Below are 22,828 nucleotides of genomic sequence, written 5' to 3' on the forward strand. Positions count from 1 at the left end.
CGATGCAACTCAATTGCAGGGCGATGCAACTCAATTGCAGGGCGATGCAACTCAATTGCAGGGCGATGCAAGACAATTACCAATTAAGAGACTTGTGTATACACCGTAGACCCCTAAGGGGAAGGGTAAAAAGCTTTTTGGTATGGTAAGCGATCTAATTCAAACATGCGCCCTTTCCCTTCCCCCTTGTTTTATTTATCTGAAAAACCCTGTAAGTCCAAAAATCAAATCGGATTGCAATAGTTAGAAGATAAATATAAAGTTTTATTTGCCAGAAGTGCTTCTGCTGTTTGGCAATCTAGGGGCTGGGAGAACAGGTAACCTTGACCGAATTCGCATCCTAGTTGCTGTAACCATTGAAGTTGCTGTGGTGTTTCAATACCTTCTGCAATAACATTTAATCCAAGTTGATTGCTCAAAGCAATAATGGTACTGACAACTTGGTAATTACGGTTTCCTTCCTGCATCTGACTCACAAAGGAGCGATCGATCTTCAAATTATCGGTGGGTAAGCGATGAAGATAATTGAGTGATGAATAACCAGTACCAAAATCATCAATACTAATCTGAATTTTTCTAGCTTTTAACTCAGTTAATAAATCAATTGTCTTACTGATATTCTCAATGAGCATACTCTCAGTAATTTCTAGGGCTATGGAATCCCCTGTTAAACTTGTTTGAGCGAGGATGCGATCGATGTCTTCAATTAAACTGCGTTGGCGAATATTTTGAGCAGAAAGGTTAATACTAATCTTCAGCGGCAAATGAGTAGTAAAGCTTTTTTTCCAGTTTGCCAGTTGTTGACAAGCTGTGTAAAGCATCCAGCGATCGATTTGCACAATTAACCCGGTTTCTTCGGCGATGGGAATAAATTCCCTCGGCAAAACAAACCCACGAGTCGGGTGTTGCCAGCGCAGCAATGCTTCAAATCCAATCAACCGGCCTGCTTGGGGTTGGCTTTGGGCGCCGTAGGCATCACCAAGGATATCAACAATCGGCTGGTAATAAATTACAAACTCTTCTCGTTCCAGAGCTTTGCGAATATCGGTTTCTAATGTCAGCCGATTTACGGCTTGAGTGTGCATTTTGACATCAAAAATTTTGTACGAACTTCTCTCGTGAGCTTTGGCTCGATACATAGCAATATCCGCATTTCGCAGTAAATCGGAGGCTTGACAATAATCATTTGTTCCTAAAACAATACCAATGCTTGTACTGATAACAACTTCGGCATCATCCAGTATCAATGGTGTTTGAAAATCTTTGAGGATACGCTCAGTAATTTGAATGGCTTTTTCAATACCAGAAATATCTTCTAGCAAAATTACGAATTCATCACCGCCAATGCGAGCGACTAAATCAACTTCCCGCAAATGAGTTTTTAGCTTTTGAGCAATATCCTTGAGTAATTGGTCGCCAGCTAAGTGTCCTAGACTGTCGTTGATGACTTTAAATCGGTCTAGGTCTAGAAACAAGACGGCATAACGATAACTTTCTACTCGTTTAGCTCGGCTAATGGCTAGTTCCAGCCGCTCCACCAAAAGTGTCCGATTCGGTAAATCTGTTAATGGATCGTGCAAAGCATTGTGGATAATTAACTCTTGTGCTTGTTTTTTGTCAGTTACATCCAACAAAACACCATACCAGACAATATCCCCATTCTCTCGAGACTCTGGACGAGCATTTGTCTGTACCCACTTAAGTTTGCCAGAGGGTGTAATTATTCGCCACTCGTAAGAGAATGGTTTTAAAGTTTGAGCACTCTGTGTCGCAGTTGTATAAAATTCTGCACGGTCATCAATATGAATTTGTCCAAAGCAAAGAGAGGCATTTTCTAAAACTCGATCTGGTGTTAATTCTAAAAGATCCAGACACCCTAAACTGATGTACTCAAAGGCAGCATAACCATCAGAATTGTGTACAAAGCTGTAAATCATTCCCGGTATATTAGATGCTAATGTTTGTAGCAACTTTTGGGCTTGTTTGCGCTCTGCTCGCACCTGTGCATCCCGAACTTCTCGACGCACTGCCTCTGGCAATCGATTTAAGTTATCCTTCATGACATAATCATGAGCGCCAGCTTTCATCATTTCCACAGCCAATACTTCGCCGATTGTGCCGGAAACTAAAATGAAAGGAATATCTCTGTTACTTTGCTTGGCTATTTCCAAAGCCGCAGGAGCATTGAATCCAGGCAATCTGTAATCCGAAATCATCACATCCCAGCTACCGCTATTGAGGGCTGAGTGTAGCTGTTCGGCTGTTTGGACACGGTGCCAGATTGGATTGAAACCACCACGACGCAATTCACTGAGAACTAACATAGTGTCAGTCTCAGAATCTTCAACAATCAGGACGTTCAAGGTTTCACTCATCCTACAATCTCCTTGGTAACCCATTGACTAATCCGCCAATATTTTCATTTCAATTTTTTTTAAATGCCTCCAGTATCGATAAATGAGTTAATTGAGGTTTGGCTATTGTATAATCTCCTCTATGACTCAACCAATTTTGGATTTTAGATTGGCCCGATGCCTCAAGGCGATGGCTCTGAGTAAAGAATATTAGATTTGGGATTTGAGATTTGTTCTCGCATTTTAATTCTCTTGGTCTGAAATTAGTTTTAAATTTTAGATTCAGAATATTCAATCGAAAATCTCAAATTCATCTGGGTAAGTTCCGATCTAAGGAAGCCTTAGCTTTTGATTTTCCGCAAAATCTAAAATTCGGTCAACCTGGCTTTGTCCTTCTGTGCAGTAATTACAGGCGGTTAAACTATGCTGGAAATTCCTGAATATCAAATTCGGACAAAAATCCATGAAAGTGTGAATTCACGGGTTTATAGAGGAATTCATGAACCGGATCGTTTGCCTGTAATCTTCAAGGTTTTGAAGAAAGACTACCCCACCCCAGAAGAAATCACGCGCTATAAGCTCGAATATGAAATTACACGCAGCTTATCATTAGCAGGTGTCATTGAGGCTTATGATTTCCAACAATATCAAAATACTTTTGTACTCATTTTGGAGGATTTTGGAGGAGAATCTTTAACAAAAATTATAACTACCAAAAAATTTACATTAACACAGTTTTTGAAGTTAGCAATTCAAATAACTCAGACTTTATGTGAAATTCATAGTGCAAATATTATTCATAAAGATATCAATCCATCCAATATTGTTTTCAACTCCGAAACTCAACAACTGAAAATTATTGATTTTGGGATTTCAACTGCCTTACCGCGAGAAACATTAACTATCAAAAATCCAACAGTATTAGAGGGAACACTAGCTTACATTTCTCCAGAACAAACAGCCAGAATGAACCGTTCTCTGGACTATCGAACTGATTTTTACTCTCTAGGTGCTACTTTCTATCAACTGTTGACCAATCGATTGCCCTTTGAATCCAGCGATGCGCTGGAGTTAATTCATTATCACCTAGCTTTAGAACCTGTTCCACCTCATTTTATTGACCCAGAAATTCCTGCGATGGTTTCTGAAATTGTCCTGAAACTATTAGCAAAAACACCAGAAGAACGGTATCAAAGTGCCTGGGGAATTAAAACTGATTTACAGGAGTGTCTCAACCAGGTACAACACACGGGACGAATTGAGCCTTTTTTGTTAGGGCAACAGGATATTTCTGATAAGTTTCACATCCCGGAAAAACTCTATGGCAGACAAAGGGAGGTGGAGACCTTATTAGCAGCATTTCAAAGAGTGGCAGGTGAAGAGGACGCGGTGAGGAAAGAAAACGTGGGGATGGGGAGACGCAAAGACGCCAAGGATCTTGGTGATAAATTCCCCGTGTCTTCTGGCCAAGTTGAACTGATGCTAATTGCGGGATATTCCGGTATTGGGAAGTCAGTTTTGGTGCAGGAAATTTATCGGTGGATTACACAACAACGAGGCTACTTGATTGCGGGTAAATTTGACCAGTATCAGCGCAATATACCTTATTATGCGATCGCCCAAGCTTTTGAATCACTAATCAAACAATTACTGACTGAAGACGAAGTGCAACTGGGCCGATGGCGAAAGCATCTGTTGGCTGCCCTTGGTTCAAATAGTAAGGTCATTACCCAGGTAATACCAGCATTAGAGTTAATTGTGGGTAGTCAACCAGACGTACCTGTTCTGCCGCCAACGGAAGCCCAAAATCGTTTTCACCAAGTTTTCCAGAATTTCATTAGCGTTTTTACTCACTCAGAACATCCCCTCGTCATCTTTTTGGACGATCTTCAGTGGGTAGATAATGCCTCCTTAAAGCTGATCCAATTGCTAGCTAGCGCCACCAAAGTGCAATCTTTGTTGTTAATCGGTGCATACCGAGACAACGAGGTAGATCTCAGTCATCCCCTCATGCAGATGGTCAAGGAAATTCAGCACAGTGGAGGAGTGGTAAATCAACTTTCTCTCTCTGCGTTGAGTCTAGCTGATATCAATCAGTTAATTGCCGATACATTGCACTGCCAGCTGACGGATTCTCTGTTATTAGCAGAACTAGTACAACTAAAAACTGGTGGCAATCCCTTTTTCATGAATGAATTTTTGAAATCTCTTGAGACTGAAGGGTTATTAGAATTCCATCGCCAAACTAAAAAATGGCAATGGTCGATAGAAAAAATTCGGGAGCGGGAAATTACGGATAATGTTGTATATTTGATGGCAAGAAAAATTCAAAAGCTAGACAAACAGACACAGCAAGTGTTACAGCTAGCTGCCTGCATTGGCAACTGTTTCGATCTCCAAACTCTGGCATTTGCCGCCCAAATAACCCAGCGAGAAGCCGCCCAAGCTTTAGGAGTAGCGATCGCCCAAGGGTTGATTCTGCCCCTGAGCAATGCCCACAAATCAGTGGTGTTGGATGTGCCACTAAGAACCGCTCTCCCTCCAGTAGAATACAAATTTGTCCACGATCGCATCCAGCAAGCAGCCTATTCCCTGATTCCCCAAGCCCAGCAAAGCAACATCCATTGGCGACTGGGACAGTGCTTGTTGCAAATAACTCCCACAGAACAATTAGAATCCAAAATTTTTGATATCGCCAACCAACTAAACCTGGGCAGAAAACTGCTCGAAAGTCAATCCCAGCAGCATAATTTGTCTCGATTAAACCTGATGGCAGGAGAAAAAGCCAAGGCATCAGCCGCTTATGACGCGGCTTGGAGATATTTGCAAATTGGTTTGGATCTCCTGACAACCGATAGCTGGCAAACAAATTATGACTTTACCCTGACCCTGTATAACGCAACAACAGAAGCAGCCTATCTCAGCGGTAATTTCGAGCAAGTAGAGCCACTATTTCAACAAGTACTTGACCACACAACAACCCTACTAGCCAGCTTAAAAGTTTACGATGTCAAAATTCAGACTTGTGTAGCCCAAAATAAATTACTAGAGGCAATTGAAATTGCTATAGAGTTACTTCAGCAATTAGGAGTTCACCTCCCCATCCAGCCAAGCTTTAAGGATGTCCAGCAAGCACTTTCCCAAACCGCTTGCAAATTGGCAAACAGACGCATTGAAGATTTGGTTAACCTGGCGATGATGTCCCAGCCAGAGATGCTGGCAGCAATGCAGCTTTTGTCAAGCATGTGTGCATCAGCTTATTTGGCAGTACCTCCCTTATTCCTACTGATTGTACTCAAGATGGTGGATTTGCTGGTTGAGTACGGAAACATGATGTTGGCTCCCTTTGCTTATGCTGCCTATGGAATTATTCTTTGTGGAGTTGTCTTCGAGATTGAAGCAGGCTATGAATTTGGTCAACTAGCTTTGAGTCTGCTCGATGGCCCAGATACCAAACCCATTCAAGCTAGAACCCTATTCGCGGTTACCAACCAGATTAACGTTTGGAAGACACACCTGAAAAATAGCCTCAAGCCACTCCAGGATTGCTATCAAATTGGTGTTGAGCAAGGAGATTTAGAGTTTGCTGGCTACGCGGCTATGTATTTTTGTGGTTATTCATTTGCGGCTGGTAAACCCCTGTGCGAACTCCAACTACATTTAACCAGTTATGCTCAGGCAGTAAAACAAATCAAGCATTCAGCTGGCATTGATTTTATAGAAATTTGCTGGCAGACTGTTTTGAACCTGGTTGAGGAAGTTGCCGATCCTCGGATGCTATGTGGTCAAGCTTACGATCAAGCAACTCGGCTACCCCAGATGCAGCAAACGAATTTTCACGGGGGTTTGTTCTATTTCTACCTGAATAAATTATTTCTCTGTTATTTGTTTGGCGATGCAAATCAGGCAATTGCCAATGGTCTCCTCACCCAAAAATATCTACCAGCCATGACCGGAGCGGCCTTAGCTGCCATCTTTCGGTTCTACGATTCTCTATGTCGGCTAGCAGTATATTCCCACACAGATACCGCCAAACAGTCACAGTTGCTGGAGCAGGTAGCAGAAAATCAGGCAAAAATGCAAAATTGGGCGCACCATGCCCCAATGAACTATCTGCACAAGTGGTATTTAGTAGAAGCTGAACGGCATCGGGTGTTGGGTGAGGTAGTGGAAGCAATGGACGCCTACGATCGCGCCATTGCCCTAGCGAGGGAAAACCAATACCTGCAAGAAGAAGCTCTAGCAAACGAACTAGCAGCAAAGTTTTATCTGGCAAACAACCGCATCACCATCGCCAAAGCTTATTTCCAAGAAGCAAGGTACGGTTATTTAAGGTGGGGAGCAACCGCTAAAGTCCGAGATTTGCAAAAACACTATCCCCAACTGCTAGAGATGCGGTCAGAAAAAACCACAATCCGTCAAATGAACACCACAGAATCAGCTTCAACCAAGTTAGAAGCACTTGACCTAGAAACGGTGTTGAAAGCCTCCCAGGCAATTGCCAGTGAAATTTTGTTAGATAAACTCCTGGCAAAACTGATGACAATCTTAATTGAGAATGCTGGGGCGCAAACAGGTTATCTGATTTTGCCGACACAAGATGAATGGCGCATTGAGGCCATGAAGTCCATTGGCGCTCGCCAAGTCATTTTACAATCAATTCCCCTGGAATCGATATCAAAAAACAACACACCTGAGTTGCCAACCACCCTGATCAATTACGTAGCCCGCACCCAGGAAAGTATCGTCCTGGATAATGCTGCTGCTGAAGGCAACTTTCAGTCCGAACCTTGGATTGTGTGCCATCAATCGAAATCAATTCTTTGTGCCCCACTGTTGAACCAGGGAAAACTCACCGGAATTGTGCTTTTAGAAAACAATCTCAGCACCAAGGCTTTTACCCCAGAGCGAATTGAAGTCCTGCACCTACTTTTTACTCAGGCAGCTATTTCCATTGACAATGCCCGTTTGTTAAAGCAGCAAGCAGAACTGAATGCATCGTTGCAAAGTGAAATTGTCGAACGCCAACGGGTAGAAAAAGACCGCGATCGCTTAATTGCCATGCTGGAGGCCACCACCGACTATGTTGGCATGGCAGACTCCCAAGGCAATGTCCTTTGGAATAATCTTCAGTGTCACAAATTGCTTGGTCTGTCCCCAGATGCAGACCTTTCCAGCTTGAGCATCGCCAACTATCATCCCCAGTGGGCGCTAGAGATGATTCAAAACCAAGGCCTTCCAACTGCGATTCAAGATGGAACTTGGGTTGGTGAAAACGCTTTGTTGAGTAGTGATGGCAGAGAAATTCCGGTTTCCCAAATGATCGTTGCTCACAAAGCAACAGATGGCAGTGTGGAATATTTTTCTACCATCATCCGGGATATCAGTGAGGCAAAACGTCGAGAAGCAGAACTAAAAAGAGCAGAAACAACGCTGCAAAATTTGGTTACAGGAACCGCTGCGGTTACAGGACAAGATTTTTTCCCAGCTTTGGTTCATCATATTGCCGAAGCTTTGCACGTCCCCTATGCCCTTGTCACCGAACTAGTAGAAGGCAAACTCAAAACTCTGGCTTTTTGGGCGCATGGGGCATTGCAACCACAAATATCCTACTTTCCGGCGCATACACCATGCGAATTTGCCTTGAGAGACGGATTGTTTTACTGCGAAAGCTGTATCCAGGAAATTTTCCCTGAAGACTTAGACTTAGTAGCAATGCAAGCAGATAGCTATCTGGGTATTTCCTTAAAAAATGCCAAGGGCGAACCGATTGGGAATCTTTGCATTCTTGACGTGCAACCACTGTCAGATAGGCGACGAATAGAGATCATTTTAGATGTATTTGCAGCGCGGGCAGCAGCAGAATTAGAACGCAAGAGGGCGATTGAAGCCCTGCATCAACTCAACCAGTCTTTAGAAATCAGGGTCAAACAACGAACTGCCCAACTAGAAACTGCTAATAAAGCGTTGGAGGCCTTTTCCTACTCAGTTTCTCATGATTTGCGGGCACCGTTGCGGGCGATCGATGGCTTTTCGAGAATGATGCAGGAAGACTACGGCGAACAACTCGATGCGGAAGCCAATCGTTACCTGAAAATTGTCCGCGAGAATGCCAAACGCATGGGTGAGTTGATCGATGATTTGTTGACCTTATCCCGTTTAGATCGTAAGGAAATGTCCCGGCAGCCCGTCTTTGCCAATGAGATGATTCAAATGGTGCTGAACGATTTAGCCCCGGATCGGTCGGGTCGTGAGATTGAATTGGCGATCGCCGATTTACCTGTATGTCGAGCTGACCCTTCTCTGCTCAAACAAGTTTGGATCAATCTGTTATCCAATGCTATTAAGTACACCCGCTACAAATCCGTTGCCTGCATTGAAGTGGGTTATCAGTCGATGGATGGTGAAGGAGTGTACTTCATCAGAGATAATGGCGCAGGATTTGATATGCGCTATGCCGATAAACTGTTTGGGGTCTTCCAACGTCTGCATCGGGAAGAAGAATTTGAAGGTACGGGCATCGGACTGGCGATCGTGCAACGCATTATTCAACGCCACGGAGGGCGCATTTGGGCAGAAGCAGCGATCGATCAAGGCGCGACCTTTTACTTCACTCTTCCCAATAACTAACCCATGACTGACCAACCCATCGATCGCTCCATTTGCCCATCTTCCGAGCAACCAATTTCCATTCTCTTGGTGGAAGATAATCGTACTGATGCCGAACTGACTATTCGGGCATTGCGTCGCGGCAGAATTGGTAATCAAATTCAACTGCTTGAGGATGGAGCAGCAGCTCTAGATTTTATTTTTTGTCAGGGAGATTATGCCCACCGCACCATAACAAATCAACCCAAAGTCATTTTGCTAGATTTGAAACTGCCAAAGGTGAGCGGACTAGAAGTTTTACGGCAACTCAAGTGCGATCGACGCACACAAATGATTCCGGTTGTAGTGCTAACCTCTTCCGCCGAAGACCGAGACATGATCGAGAGTTACCAGCTTGGGGTGAATAGTTACATCGTCAAACCTGTCGATTTTGAACAATTCAACCAAGCAGTCCAACAGCTTGGTTTTTATTGGGTCTTGTTTAACCAATTGCCAGTTTTATGAAGAGTGCTGATATTGGTGCAGGTATCGAATACAGTGTGGGCTTTTAGTACCCCTAAAAAGTTTACACTCAAGTCTGAGAAATATTCATTTCAAAAAGCTTACAACCTCCAATAGGAAGATTTTTTGCGAGTAAAATCAATTTCGTAGAGTACGAGTGTTTAAAGCTAAATATGAAACTTATTCGTCAAGGTTGCAGTGTAATTTTACCAGTATTAGCAGCAGTAACTTTAGCTAGCCCTGTACTTGCAGAAATCGTTAAGATTAATCTGTTGCAACTTAACGATATTTACGAAATTACTCCTGTGGAGAGCGGAACTCGTGGTGGTTTAGCGCGTGTTGCTACCCTCCGACAACAACTTTATAAGGACAACCCCCGCACCTACACTATGTTAGCCGGAGATGCTTTTAGCCCTTCGGCTTTAGGAACTGCCAAAATTAACGGTAGACCTCTGGCTGGTCAGCAAATGGTATCTGTGATGAACACCTTAGGGTTTGACTATGCAACTTTTGGCAATCACGAATTTGACCTACCACAAGACCTCTTCTATCAAAGATTGCAAGAATCTCGATTTCGCTGGGTTTCCAGTAATGTATCTGATAGTGCAGGGCAGCCCTTCAAAGGTGTTCCCCGCTCAATAATATTCAATGTCAAAGGCGATCGCACTGCTGTAGTTAGGGTAGGATTAATTGGTGTTACCCTTGATAGTAATCAACCTAAGTACGTCACTTACACCGATCCAATTGCAACAGCTAAACAGCAAGTTAGTCAACTCAAGGGTAAAGTCGATATTATAGTTGCTCTTACCCATCTTTCAATTGAAGATGACCGCAGACTAGCCGAAACCGTACCGGAAATAGACATAATTCTCGGTGGTCACGAGCATGAAAATATCCAACAATGGCGGGGTCGGGATTTTACACCGATTTTTAAAGCAGACGCTAATGCACGTACAGTTTACGTTCACCAATTGAGTTATGATACGGTTACAAGAAGCCTGGCAATTAACTCCCGACTGGTGCCGATTACTGATAAAATTCCTGACGAACCAAAAACGGCAAAGATAGTCAAAGAATGGCTAGAACGAGGTTATGAAGCATTTCGCGCCAATGGTTTTGAGCCAAATCAGCAAATTGCTCAACTGACATTTGCTTTAGATGGTTTAGAATCTAGCGTCCGCAACAAAGAAACAAAGCTGACAGAGTTAATTGCCCAGTCAATGTTAAAGGAAGTACCTGACGCAGATTTAGCCGTATTTAATGGCGGTTCAATTCGGATTGATGATGTCATTTTGCCAGGTTCAATTACCCAGTATGATGTGATTCGGATACTACCTTTTGGCGGTAAAGTTGTTGCAGTAGAGATAAATGGTGCGCTTTTGCAAAGAGTATTAGACCAAGGGCAAGCCAATAAAGGCACTGGTGGCTATCTGCAAACAGCCAAAGTTAGTCAACAAGCAAATTCAAAAAATTGGTTGATTCAAGGCCAACCTCTTGACCCTAAACGCACGTACAAAATTGCTATCAATGACTTTTTAATCAGTGGTAAAGAAAAAGGATTAGACTTCTTAAATCTTCAACAACCGGGGATTAAACTGATTGCCGAAAAACGGGATATTCGTTTTGCAATCATTGACCAGTTAAAGCTTCAGCAAGACGACAAGAGGACTCTTCAAATTAGGGGACAAGGAAAAACCCCATAGGGAAACTCTTTGCTTTGAGATCAAGCAACAGCAGTGCAAATTAAATTTCCATGCAGATATCTATAATCTCCGATAAATCTTGGCATCAAGAGACTTTCAAGCCTGTTGCCTGTTCCCTTCTATAAGTAGCGAAATAGTCGAAAAATAACTAGAGGCAAAGTACAGAGATGAAATCGATACAAGATAAACGGGCATTAGTTACAGGTGGTAACCGAGGGATTGGGTTTGCGATCGCTCAAGGTCTACTGACAAAAGGCTATGAAGTGATTATTACTTCGCGATCGCTTGACAATGCTAAACAAGCGGCTGAGAAACTTCAAGGAGAGGTAATTCCCATCGAATTGAATGTCACTGACGATCGCTCCATCAATGAAGCTGTAAAAACCCTGCACCAGAAGATTGATCGTTTAGATGTTTTGATTAATAATGCCGGCGTATATCCAGACAAAGATGTAAATATTCTCACCATTGACCGTGAGTTGCTCGATTCCACGATGAATGCCAACACGTTTGGCGCAATTCGGATGGTGCAAGCATTTTTACCCCTGTTGGAAAAATCCCCAAATGCTAGAGTTATTAACGTTTCAAGCGGTTATGGAGCATTGTCAGATTTATCTGCTGATGTCCCAAGTTACTGCCTATCGAAGCTGGCATTAAATGGGGCAACAATTATGCTGGCAGAAGCTTTGCACTCCAAAGGGATCGTTGTCAATTCCATTTGTCCGGGGTGGGTCAGAACGGATATGGGTGGGTCTTTAGCACCGCGTTCACCAGAACAAGGAGCCGACACTGCAATCTGGTTAGCTACTGATGCCCCAGGCAATATAAGCGGTAAGTTTTTGCGCGATCGCCAAGTAATTTCTTTTTAGCTTTATTTTGTTCTCACATCAGACACGACTTATAAAATTCTCCCCCAGCCTCTCCTGCCCCCTGCCATCAAACGGATGGGATATTTTTTAAATTGGAAGTCCCTCCCTCCTTCACCACCGCTACCAATTTTTCAATATGTGCTGCTTGATGAGTTGCCATTACAGATATTCTGATGCGACTTGTAGGTACTGTAGGCGGACGAATTGCTGGGGCAAAAATGCCCGCATCTGTGAGGTACTTTCCAGCTTTCAGTGCATCTGTGGCATTAGGCAATTGAAAACATAATATGGGTGATTCTGAAGGCAGTAATTTTAAATTAGGTAGATGTTCGAGCATAGCTTTCAAGTAACGCACATTTTCCCACAATTGGGCACGCCGTTGCGGTTCTTGTTGCACTATTTTGATTGCTGCTAAGGCTGCGGCTGTATCAGCAGGTGAAAGTCCAGTGGTGTAAATCCAACTCGGTGCGCGGTTCCGTAAAAAATCGATTAGGGCGCTACTTCCCGCTACATACCCGCCTAAACTAGCTAAAGCTTTACTCAAAGTACCAATTTGAATTAGGGGCTTTCCCGTACATCCAAAATATTCAACACATCCAGCCCCAGTTTTTCCTAGTATCCCAGTGGCATGAGCTTCATCAACTAGCAGCATACAGTTAAATTCATCAGCGAGATCCAACAGTGCTGGCATTGGACATAAATCGCCATCCATACTGAAGACGCTATCAGTCAGAATCAAACAGCGTCGGTAATGTTGTCGGTGGTGACTCAAGTGAGTTTTCAGTGCGACAACATCACAGTGCGGATATTCCACAATTGCTGCACCGCTGAGAATCGCCCCATTTTTCAAGCTGGAATGATTGTATTGGTCAGATAAAATCAAATCCCGCTTGCCTACCAAAGCGGTAATTGCACCCAAATTAGCTAGATACCCGGAACTAAATACCAAAGCATCTTCAGTTTGTTTGGTAGATGCGATCGCCTTTTCTAAATCTCTGTGTAATTTTCGATGTCCACTGAGTAATCTAGAACCAGTACTACCAGTACCAAATTCTTCAATAGCAGCGATCGCCGCTGTCATCAAACGTTCATCCCCAGCCAATCCCAAATAATCATTACTGGCAAAATTAATTACCTCTTGCCCAGCTAAAACCACCGTTGCACCCGGACGACCGTCAATAGTTTGTACTGAACGATACCAATCTGCCTGATGAATTGTTGCCAGAGATTTTTCTATCCAAGCATAAGGGTCATGGGGCATAGAGTTGAGTGGGGGCAGGGGGAGCAGGGGGAGAAGAAATCAGTCGTATTGGATGCAGGAATTGAGTAATTTAATTTTTGGATATCCCTAATCACAAATGACTAATGATTAATGACCAACTTGTTCGCTACTACTGAGATGAGCGATCGCTTGTTTAATCCAATCTTCTACATAGGCATCTTTTGGTAGTCCGATGTCTTCACTGACCACGTGCAAGGCGTGACTGACTTCATGGGCAGTATATCCCAAAGCGAAGAGCGTCATTTGCACTTCTTCGAGAATTCCCGGTGCAGGGCCGCCTGTGGCGACGAAGAAGCCCGCTGACTTGCGCCACTCAATCAATTTGCTTTTCAGTTCTAAACAAATGCGTTCGGCAATTTTCTTGCCGACACCAGGCGCTTGAATTAAGATTTGTGTATTGCCAGCGATAATTGCTTGGACTAAATCTGGTAGTTCCAAAGTGTCCAATAAAGCGATCGCTAAGGCTGCACCAATACCGCTAACAGTCAACAAGTGGCGAAACAAATCGCGTTCAGATGGAGAAGCAAAGCCATATAGGAATGGCACTTCTTCCCGAATTTGCAAATGGGTAAAAATTTGCGCTACTCCTCCTGAATCTGGTAACTGCTGTGCTAAGCGTTGGGGAACTTGCAAATCATACCCCAAGCCATTCACTTCCAGAGTCAGAACCACCCGATTACCACTTGTTTGAATACCAGCAACGATTCCTTTGAGATAGCTAATCATTTTAAAAAACCAAAATATTGTAATCCTTCCAGAATTCCACCTGCACAAAAATCTCGTGCTAGGTAACAACAGTTAGTCGGATACTCGTTGTGCTACTGAAGTAACTCTTTGCGAGTATTACTGACTATGATTCCCCTTTCGTTGCCTACAGCAAATAAAGCAATATCATTAATTACCACAGACAACTGTTTGTTTCACTGCAAATTTCCACTTTTGGTGCAAAAATTGCATTGCTTGACCTTTATCGCTGGTAAGGGGTACAATGTCAAGGTCTATTTCGTAACTGTAGATTAACTTTACATTTAATTTATATTTCTGCAACTCCGCCTCAAGTTGTGGTATACCTTTTGGCAGATAAGTTTTGTATTCGACATCTCCGAAAAAGTAGAGACGTTGCATTACAACGTCTCTACAAGAGTTTCAAGTAACGGATAATTAATTTTATTTGTAGTAGCGCATTTAATTTGCACAATTAGGGCGGGTAAGATGCCCACCACACAAGAGATTTATTTTTGTGAGGATGCAAATTCAAATATTTTTAGCTTAGCATCAAGCTTTGCGCCGTTACTTAGCAATTGTTTTAATCAATAAATTTGAAATATTGCAAACCTTCAATAATACCATTTGCATAGAAAGCATTAGCAAGATAACGATATTCAGTTTGATTATTGTTATACCACTCCAGTAATTCAGAACGGGCATTGCCTACAATAATACCGCGTTCTTCTCCCACGCTAAATAAAGCAATATCATTACCGGAATCTCCACAAACAACTGTTCTATCAGCAAAAAATCCGAATTTTTCTCGTATATATTTCACTGCTAGACCTTTATCTGCATAAAGCGGTAAAATATCTAAGTCTTGACTGCCGCTGTATATTATATTGAACTTGAGATTCTGGTTTTCTAATAACAACTTCAACTGAGGCAAAATTTCTTTTGCTGCGCCTTCTTCGATTAAATAACTAATCTTAAACGGACGCTGTTCAGATTCTTGCTGAAGGGTCAGTTCATTAGCAAAATTAGCAGCTATATCTACAATTAATTCACGGTTCCAACCAACCGATAACTTTGTAGACCATTCTGAGTCAGGAGTCTGACGATCGCTATCTAAATATACTTCAGTGCCTACAGAAGTTATCAGCGCATCAGGTTCTAAAAGCGATTTTTCAGAAGTTAGTTGCTTATATAATGCGAGCGATCGCCCAGTTGCATAGACTATCTTTGTACCATATTCTTGTCTATGCCGTTCTAGCTCGTGATTTAGTTCCTTTAACGCTTTGTCTTCGCCAACTAGGGTATGATCCAAATCGGTTACAAAAAGAAAAGGTTTCATAAAAGAACACATCACAAAAATAATTTGTGCAGTAAGTTAAGTATTAAGTCCGCCGACAATGACTGTAAATTTGTCGAGCTACTTAACAATTAAACCATTAGATCGACACAAGAAGGAAGAGCGAATAAAAAATTTCCTGCTGTCGGTGTCGTCCTTCATTCGTAAAGATTTAATTGAAATTAATATCACAAATTTGTCAATATGCAATTGTGCTGAAATTTATGCTCCTGACTCGTGTTTTATTCATCACTTAAAGTTTCAATTAACAAATCTACCTGCTGCTGTCGCTGTTGCAAAAAACTTTCGCACTGACGCAAATACTCAACAGCTTTGCCAAATTGGTCAAAAACCTCTTCCAATTCCAGCTCACCCGCCTCAATGCGAGCGATAATTCCTTCTATTTCAATAACCTTCGCTTCATAGTTCCAAACTTCCATCGAATCAGAACTAGAAGTACTCTTGCGTTTAACCATTCAACTCTTGGCGTCCTTGGTATCTTAGTGAGTACAGCCTCTATCTTGGCGCTTTGCGTCTACGTGACGCAAAGCGGCTTCCCCTTCGCTCTTAGCGTTCCCGCAGGGTAGGGTGGTTCGTTTATTTCCACAACCTTCAGTCTAGCAATTGTTGTTCTTTCCCAAATACCGTCCCTGCACTCCCGGTCGGTGAGCAAAGCCGAACTGCATCTCCTCATTTCCCCGCGTCCTCTTCAATGACGACGGTGACATTCTCATCTAAACTATCACCTGTATTATTGATGTAATCTAAAGCACCGCGATCGCCAAGTGTATGAGCAAGCAAGAAAAGCGCACTCCAACGAGCTATAGTTTCAATTGATTTCTCCTGTGGCAAAGTTGGGATATTTGGGTCTGGTCTAGCACCAGGAGGATTGTTAATATTTGTGATGCCATAATGATTGGCACCCTCTATAGTAATTAATGCTTTTGGAGATTCTTGAATTAAATCATAACTTGTTTGTGTTGTTTGGGGAGTTACTGATGAGCCATCTTGACTTCCTAAGATTAAAGCTATTGGAATCCCTTGATTTCTAATTGGTATAAATTTTCTAATACCTACAAATGTATTAGTTGCAAAGAAAGCTGCTGCTTGTAACTGTTGAGGACGTTGAAATTCACCCTCACAAACTGGGTAAATACAAGAATTGTCAATTGCTGTCAAACCAACTGCACCACCGAAAGAGTGTCCTAGTAATACTAGTTTATCCAAATCAAGAGTACCAGCAATTGGTGAATTTGGATTAGAGTTTTCTGCTAGCATAAAGTCTATAACATGAGAAATTTGGGATGTTTCTGGTAGCAATCCAGTAAATCCAAAATTTGGTAAAGAACGAATATGTTCAGGAACAATTACTGTAAAACCGTAACTGGCTACAATATTGGCAAATTGAGAATATTGGGATATATCAACACGCGATCCAGGTAATAATAAAGCAATGGGAGTTTTGATTTGATTAATATTTGAACTGGCAATGAGAGGATAGTAAATATCTGCGGAATCTCCATTACTGGGAATAGTCGTTTTATAGCTGTTAGCGAATTCAAATAGAGGGTCAGGGCTAAAAGTAGCTGCACCTGTGGTTCTTCCATCATCCGAAACCATTAATTTACATCCAATTATTACCAGCCAATAGGATTTAAGCAGTAAATCTCGAAGATGGTCAAGTGGCTAGCGATCGCTCTTTATATTTCTAGGCATTATAAAATAGTGTTTACTGGCTACAGCTATGTTTTAAGGATTCGTTTCAGCCATGAACTCACGAGATTTTCAACCAATATTCAAATGCTCGCAGACTCGCTAACACTGCACTATCAAATACTCTGACTCTAATTCTTACTGAGATTTTATTCATAAAACTTAAGAATTTGATAATATTGAATTTTGAAAGTTCGACTTCAGACTGGAAGTAACAGGTCAAAAAACAAAGCTTATACTGTGTATTAGTAAAAATAAAAATCAAGGAATAAAATGCCTGAATATCTAACTGGTAAACAGCCAACAACAGAGCAACTCAATGAATGGATTGAGTATTTTCATACTAATGGGTTTCTGGTGATTCCCAATATGTTGACACCGGAGCAATGTGAATTTCTAAGAAATGATTTAGATACAACTCTCAAGAAGACTGAAGGTAAAAATTATCAAAAATCCAAGAAAATAATGAAGCGAATGTTCGAGCATTCTCAGCAGAATTTAAATCTTTTTGCTTTAGAGCCAATGGTGACCTTTGCAGAACATTTAATTGGTGGCGCAAATGGAACAGGCTATTCAATAGATGATGGTATTCCTAATGCTAATATAATTCATGTTATCCACAATAACTCATTTAAAATTCCTCCAGAAACTGACGGATTAGCTAAAAATGCATGGCATCAAGACGACACACCCCATGTAATTTCGCTTGATGGGAAACCCTTGACTAATATTCGCTTGAATGTTCTTGCATTCACGGTCAATTACTACCTAAGCGATGTACTATGTGAAGAAAATGGTCCAACTCAAGTGATTCCAGGATCTCATTTGTTTGGTAAGTTGTGCGACGGTGATATTTCAGGATATGAAGACCGAATTTACAGTTGCTTGGGAGCGATGGGTTCTGCCGTTTGTTTTAACAATCAAGTATGGCATAGAGGCTCTAGAAACTCCTCCTCTATCACTCGCTACATAACGCAGATTACTTACGCCAAGAGACTGGTTGGACACAAATACGCACCCTTTATGAATTATCAAATGCCTAGCCACTGCTATGAACAAGCAGACCCAAGATTGAAGCAACTGTTAGGATTTCTTCCCAACGGCGCCTATGGTTAAAAGTGAGTGGGGCATTGGGCATGAGAAGAGGACGCGGGGACGCGGGGAAGGAAGAAGGATAGAGGGACAAACGAAAAGACTTGTTGCAAGCCATCTTTCCATCTCCCCATCTTTTCATCTCCCCATCTCCCTATCTCCCCATCTCCCCATCTTTCCATCTCCCCATCTCCCCGTTATGAAAAGACTATTTCAGACAATTTTCAGTGAATACCGCGTATTTTGGGCTGTTTTACTCTTTGGTGTAGGACTAGTGGTCACGCTAGCGCTATCGCTTTCCCAAGGAGCAGTACCTTTGAGTATGTCTGAGTTTTGGCAAGCCATTCTGCGGGAAGGCGATCCGGTTAAACAGACAATTCTCTGGGATTTGCGTCTGCCGCGTATTTGTGCGGCTATGATCGTAGGCGCAGCTTTGGGTATGTCAGGAGCTCTGCTGCAAGGAATGTTACGCAATAGTCTTGCCGATCCTTTTATTCTCGGAATTTCTGCGGGTGCAGGATTAATTGTAATTTTGATGATTGTCTGGCAAATATTCCCGATCGCCATTCCTCTAGCCGCTTGGATAGGTGCAATCTTGACTTCAGCGATCGTAATTTTACTGGGTCGTGCGGGGTCAGGAATTTCCGTTGAGCGGTTGATTTTAGGCGGCGTGGCCATCAGTTCCTTATTTGGTGCTGTGCAAAGTACCTTGCTGCTTTTAGCTGAAGACGGTCAAATTCAAATTGCGCTGAGTTGGTTAGTTGGTAGCCTCAACGGACGGGGTTGGCAAGAAATTTCTACTGCTAGTCCTTACATCATCGTTGCATTGGTGGGAGGATGCTTGCTGGCGCGATCGGTAAACGTGTTGGCTTTGGGTGATGATTTGGCTGTGGGATTGGGACTTTCATTAACGCGATCGCGCTTATTAATTGGTGGTGTCGCCACATTATTAGCCGCAGGTGCAGTCAGCATCAGCGGCTTAATTGGATTTGTCGGCCTTGTTGTTCCTCACGCTGTCCGGCTGCTAGTTGGTACAGATCACCGCTTTGTTTTGCCACTTTCCGCCCTTGCAGGTGCATGGTTACTCACCTTTGCAGATTTACTCTCTAGATTAGGAGCAGTAGAACTACCAGTAGGTTCCGTCACCGCCTTGCTGGGTTCACCGCTATTTATCTGGTTACTTTATCGTCGTTCTGCTGGGTTTAATAAATTCTGATAAGCAGCTGGGCGAAATTAAATATAAAATGTCATTGCGAACGAAGTGAAGCAATCGTCAGCCCTCTAAGTCTTCAACTGGACACACATAAAGGATGAAATCAGGCAAACCAACGACGAATTAACTCCACCTGGAAGCTATAGCTGTCCTCAACTTCCTCAATTAACTCACGTTGCAACAGCAAGTTAAGTGTAATATCAGCATCAGGAAACTGTTGTAATAAACTTTCGCGGCTGACTATAACCCCTTCCCCTTGAGCGGCGATAAAACGTAGAATAGCTTGTCCAGTGGTGTCTACTTGGTTGTTTTGAATATCAGCGAAGAAAAAGCCCCCACTTTGCAAAGCTTCTGGTATTGCTGCTTCCACGTCGGCTAAGGTTGCAAATCGCCGGATAGAGGGGTCTTGCTCGTTTTTGAGGACAATAATTTCCGCGCAGAGTAGCTGTACTAAGAATGGGTGACAGCGGGTGAGTTGCAGTACTCGCTCAACGGCATTGGGTTCATAGCGCAGCGTAAAATCTTTGACAGGACGTTCAATTAATTGTCGTGCTTCCGCTTCTTTGAGGTAGGATATATGCACAACTTGGACATTAATAAGATAACTAGCCCAGCGCTGATATTCTTCAATAGTATGGGAGCCAGCCAGTAACACCTTGAAGCGGGGACGATGTTGGATGAGGTGACGCAGCATTCCCAAAATATCCTGTTCATCAAAGCGACCTTTAGCTATGGCGTTGTCTAGCACCTCGAATTCATCTAGCGCTAGTAAGGCGGTATTTTGTTCTAGAGCCTGTTCTACTTTATCTAGCCATTCATAGAAATAAGTGAAGGGGTCAGATTTTAGTACTTCGCGGGCTAGGGACGGTAGAGTTACACCTTGCTTTTTTGCTGACTTCTCCATATCTCTAGCCAGGTTGTAGAGAAAACCTGCATGGTCGCTGGCTGATGAAGGTGCGCCTTGCAAGTCTATAAACATGGAGATGATGGAATTGGGTAGTAATTTTCCGATGTTGTTGAGGAGGGAAGTTTTACCCATACGTCGCTGACCATATAGTAGCAGAGGTGGGCGACGGTGGTCTAAAAGTAGTTGCTCGATACGTAAGCCAATGCTAGTGCGTCCAGTAAAGATTTCTAATTGCTCGTTTAGGGGTACGCCAATAATGTAGGGATTATCAATTTCTTGTAAAAGTTCAGTTGCTTGAATTAGTTCTTTTATATAGTTGCTGATTATATTAAACCAATTCTGAGCAATAGGATATAAGCGGGGAGCATACTCGTTGCTGCTGCGATTAATTTCCTGCAAGTGTGCATTTAAACGGTTTACAACACTATTGAGTATTTGACGCTGGTTATTAATACTTTTCTGATTTAAAGCAGCATTTACATCCTGACTGATGCCGTTAAAAATACTTAGCAAAGTATTTACTGGACTTCCCAGTTCGCTAGTTGCCAAACTGGAATGAGCGTTACGGATAGCTTCCATATCAGCACAGCGTTCTAATTTTCGTATATCCAATTCAATTTGTGCAGCTTTAGTAGCCCAGCGTTGGCGGCTGTCATTTAAGTAATTAACGGCTGCTTGTCCCTCAACAGGGTTACGCTCTATCACTAAGATTAGGTGCTTGTCTAAGCCAATTAAAGGTATGTATTGCAACTCATCCCAAAAGGCTGAATGCCAGCGCAATAAGGTTTTATTATCTTTACGTTGTTTATCAAGTTGATAAAGCAGGCTATTATATAGCAACACAAAGGGGTAAAAAATTGCAGGTCGCCATAGGTTTATAGTGACTCCTATGCCCCACATTGGCAAGCCCAAACCTAAGCCCAGTGGTAGATTGGCCAACATTACGCAGAAGGCTACACTGAAGAGCAGGCTCAACCTATACTGTCCAAAAAGTCCGGTGCTTAAGCTTACAATCCCTAAGATTACAACTAAGACGAAGCCCCATATTGATAAGCCTGAAGCTAATACTGATACGCCAAACACAAAAAGCAACATTATACTTAACACTAGGCTGAAGGCTACCATCAAGAACATGCCCCAGCTAAGCTTTCCCATAAATGCGCCTAAGCCTAAGAACACAATTAAGAAGACAATCAATGTCAATCCCAGTCTCAGAAGTGTAAAAGTTGAAGGCACAACTAATACTGGTACACCAAACACAAAACGCAACACTATGCCTAACACTAGGCTGAACGCTACGACGCCAAAAAACCAGCTCCAAGAGAACCTTCCGAAAAAAGCTAATGTGCCTAAGGGCAGGACAACTACTAACACGCTCCACATGAAGCCCCAACTCACTCCAAACATTACGCTCAATGTTATGCCCACTACTAACACCGAGGACACGAACCATTCTAATTGCAACAACATCATTCTTAATGCCATTAGGATCAACCCCATGTGCAACCATACAGACCACGCCACACCCCACGCCACCCAAAGCGGAATATTTTCCACTGACTGCTGTTCTAATCTGCACAAAGTCAAGCCAAGTGTTAAATTAACTAGGAAAGGCAAGACTAGATATACCTGTATCCTCAGTCTTAACAGCAAGCAACTAGTTCTGTTTATGTCGATTTCTAAGGCGTCAAAAATTTGTTTTAAGTAGTTACGTAAAGCTGTAGGACGGAAGAAAAGCCAGAATAGGATTTGCAAGCTACCTAGTATCAAATTGGGGTGCTGTTCAGGTGCATTGGTGTAGGTGTTGCTGGGTATATGTGGCAGTGGCATAGTTTGCCTGTGTGGGAAATGAAGAAATGCGAGAAAAAGGTAAAAAATCGTGTTTTTATAAGGGTTTTATAGAGATACTTTTCTTTCAATTTCTGAGAGTTTGCACCCAGGATATGCCAGAATTTTGGCGTCAGCAGTTAGTAACGGAGAGTTGTAAATTCTGGCAGTGGCTACAATAACTTGGTCAAATGGATCTCGGTGAAAACCTGTGAGGTTAGTTGATTCAACGATAATTGGAATTGTTAGTTCGAGTAGCTGCACTCCTGGATAAGCTAAAGCTTCTGTTAACCACTCCTCAATCGGATACGGTAGAGTTAGCTTGCTAATCTCTACCAATTTGGCAACTTCCCAACAAGACATGATGCTGATTCCTAACCCTTGGGATTCATATTGTTGCAGCCAGTTCTGATGTTGTTTGGTAAGTCTTGCATCACCTTGAACCCACCAAACCCATATATGGGTATCCAGTATAATCATTGCAAGACTTCCCAATCTTCCAAAGGCACGGCAGGTTCAAAAGGATCGTCATAACGGTACGGTTGTTTGCCACGCAAAGGATACAAATTCGCTTCTTGGGGACGAGTCTGAGTTTCTAGAATGATAATTTCAACGGCTTCACCTGCCTGAAATGGTAAATCTTCAAGAATCAAGGTTCCGTCTTCAGTTAATGTTGTTTCAATTCGGTGTGCTTTCATA

15 protein-coding genes and 1 pseudogene are annotated in these 22,828 nt (G+C 42.5%); 6 read left to right on the forward strand and 10 right to left on the reverse strand.

The window, feature by feature from the left end; genetic code table 11:
• Nucleotides 1-224: 224 nt before the first annotated feature.
• The gene (locus ACM0OY_RS16300) at nucleotides 225-2,375 is read right to left on the reverse strand and encodes a putative bifunctional diguanylate cyclase/phosphodiesterase (protein ID WP_414569889.1); all 2,151 of its coding nucleotides are present in this window, start codon (nucleotides 2,373-2,375) and stop codon (nucleotides 225-227) included.
• A 402-nt stretch (nucleotides 2,376-2,777) separates the two neighbouring features.
• On the opposite strand from ACM0OY_RS16300, the gene ACM0OY_RS16305 reads away from it, so the two are divergent.
• From ACM0OY_RS16305 to ACM0OY_RS16320, 4 genes are all read left to right on the forward strand, one after another.
• Nucleotides 2,778-8,984, forward strand: a complete 6,207-nt coding sequence (locus ACM0OY_RS16305; protein ID WP_414569890.1) for an AAA family ATPase — start codon at nucleotides 2,778-2,780, stop codon at nucleotides 8,982-8,984.
• Between the two features lie 3 nt (nucleotides 8,985-8,987).
• Nucleotides 8,988-9,467 carry a response regulator gene (locus tag ACM0OY_RS16310; protein WP_414569891.1) on the forward strand — a complete coding sequence of 160 codons (480 nt, stop codon included), beginning with the start codon at nucleotides 8,988-8,990 and terminating at the stop codon, nucleotides 9,465-9,467.
• 170 nt (nucleotides 9,468-9,637) lie between these two features.
• Nucleotides 9,638-11,167, forward strand: a complete 1,530-nt coding sequence (locus ACM0OY_RS16315; RefSeq protein ID WP_414569892.1) for a bifunctional metallophosphatase/5'-nucleotidase — start codon at nucleotides 9,638-9,640, stop codon at nucleotides 11,165-11,167.
• A gap of 167 nt (nucleotides 11,168-11,334) precedes the next feature.
• Nucleotides 11,335-12,036, forward strand: coding sequence for an SDR family NAD(P)-dependent oxidoreductase (locus ACM0OY_RS16320; protein ID WP_414569893.1), 702 nt, complete (start codon nucleotides 11,335-11,337; stop codon nucleotides 12,034-12,036).
• A 67-nt stretch (nucleotides 12,037-12,103) separates the two neighbouring features.
• Here ACM0OY_RS16320 and bioF read toward each other — a convergent pair whose 3' ends face one another.
• From bioF to ACM0OY_RS16350, 6 genes and pseudogenes are all read right to left on the reverse strand, one after another.
• Nucleotides 12,104-13,297: an 8-amino-7-oxononanoate synthase gene (bioF, locus tag ACM0OY_RS16325; RefSeq protein WP_414569894.1), complete on the reverse strand. Its 1,194-nt coding sequence runs from the start codon at nucleotides 13,295-13,297 to the stop codon at nucleotides 12,104-12,106.
• 108 nt (nucleotides 13,298-13,405) lie between these two features.
• Complete coding sequence (ruvA, locus tag ACM0OY_RS16330; RefSeq protein ID WP_414569895.1) at nucleotides 13,406-14,044, reverse strand: Holliday junction branch migration protein RuvA; 639 nt, start codon at nucleotides 14,042-14,044, stop codon at nucleotides 13,406-13,408.
• A pseudogene (locus ACM0OY_RS16335) lies at nucleotides 14,041-14,386 on the reverse strand (HAD family hydrolase); the annotation flags it as partial. The gene ruvA and the pseudogene ACM0OY_RS16335, both read right to left, overlap by 4 nt.
• A gap of 238 nt (nucleotides 14,387-14,624) precedes the next feature.
• Nucleotides 14,625-15,380: a sucrose-phosphate phosphatase gene (locus ACM0OY_RS16340; protein ID WP_414569896.1), complete on the reverse strand. Its 756-nt coding sequence runs from the start codon at nucleotides 15,378-15,380 to the stop codon at nucleotides 14,625-14,627.
• A gap of 239 nt (nucleotides 15,381-15,619) precedes the next feature.
• Nucleotides 15,620-15,853 (reverse strand): exodeoxyribonuclease VII small subunit, encoded by a 234-nt coding sequence (xseB, locus tag ACM0OY_RS16345; RefSeq protein WP_414569897.1) that lies wholly within the window; start codon nucleotides 15,851-15,853, stop codon nucleotides 15,620-15,622.
• Nucleotides 15,854-16,067: 214 nt separating this feature from the next.
• Entirely contained in the window at nucleotides 16,068-16,997 is a 930-nt protein-coding gene (locus tag ACM0OY_RS16350) for an alpha/beta hydrolase family protein (RefSeq protein ID WP_414569898.1), read from the reverse strand.
• 366 nt (nucleotides 16,998-17,363) lie between these two features.
• Here ACM0OY_RS16350 and ACM0OY_RS16355 point away from each other — a divergent pair, with 366 nt between their 5' ends.
• Nucleotides 17,364-18,206, forward strand: a complete 843-nt coding sequence (locus ACM0OY_RS16355; protein ID WP_414569899.1) for a phytanoyl-CoA dioxygenase family protein — start codon at nucleotides 17,364-17,366, stop codon at nucleotides 18,204-18,206.
• A 175-nt stretch (nucleotides 18,207-18,381) separates the two neighbouring features.
• A complete protein-coding gene (locus ACM0OY_RS16360) occupies nucleotides 18,382-19,398 on the forward strand; it encodes a FecCD family ABC transporter permease (RefSeq protein ID WP_414569900.1) in 1,017 nt (338 codons plus the stop codon).
• A gap of 100 nt (nucleotides 19,399-19,498) precedes the next feature.
• Here the strand turns inward: ACM0OY_RS16360 and ACM0OY_RS16365 are convergent, their stop codons facing one another.
• The 3 genes from ACM0OY_RS16365 to ACM0OY_RS16375 all read right to left on the reverse strand — a co-directional run bounded on the left by ACM0OY_RS16365 (nucleotide 19,499) and on the right by ACM0OY_RS16375 (nucleotide 22,827).
• Nucleotides 19,499-22,132 (reverse strand): AAA family ATPase, encoded by a 2,634-nt coding sequence (locus tag ACM0OY_RS16365; RefSeq protein ID WP_414569901.1) that lies wholly within the window; start codon nucleotides 22,130-22,132, stop codon nucleotides 19,499-19,501.
• A 66-nt stretch (nucleotides 22,133-22,198) separates the two neighbouring features.
• Nucleotides 22,199-22,609 (reverse strand): type II toxin-antitoxin system VapC family toxin, encoded by a 411-nt coding sequence (locus tag ACM0OY_RS16370; protein ID WP_414569902.1) that lies wholly within the window; start codon nucleotides 22,607-22,609, stop codon nucleotides 22,199-22,201.
• A complete protein-coding gene (locus tag ACM0OY_RS16375; RefSeq protein WP_414569903.1) occupies nucleotides 22,606-22,827 on the reverse strand; it encodes a hypothetical protein in 222 nt (73 codons plus the stop codon). Before ACM0OY_RS16375 ends, ACM0OY_RS16370 begins: the two co-directional genes overlap by 4 nt.
• Nucleotide 22,828 lies beyond the last annotated feature (1 nt).

Source organism: Nostoc sp. CCY 9925 (assembly GCF_963920935.1).
Taxonomy (GTDB): Bacteria; Cyanobacteriota; Cyanobacteriia; order Cyanobacteriales; family Nostocaceae; genus Nostoc.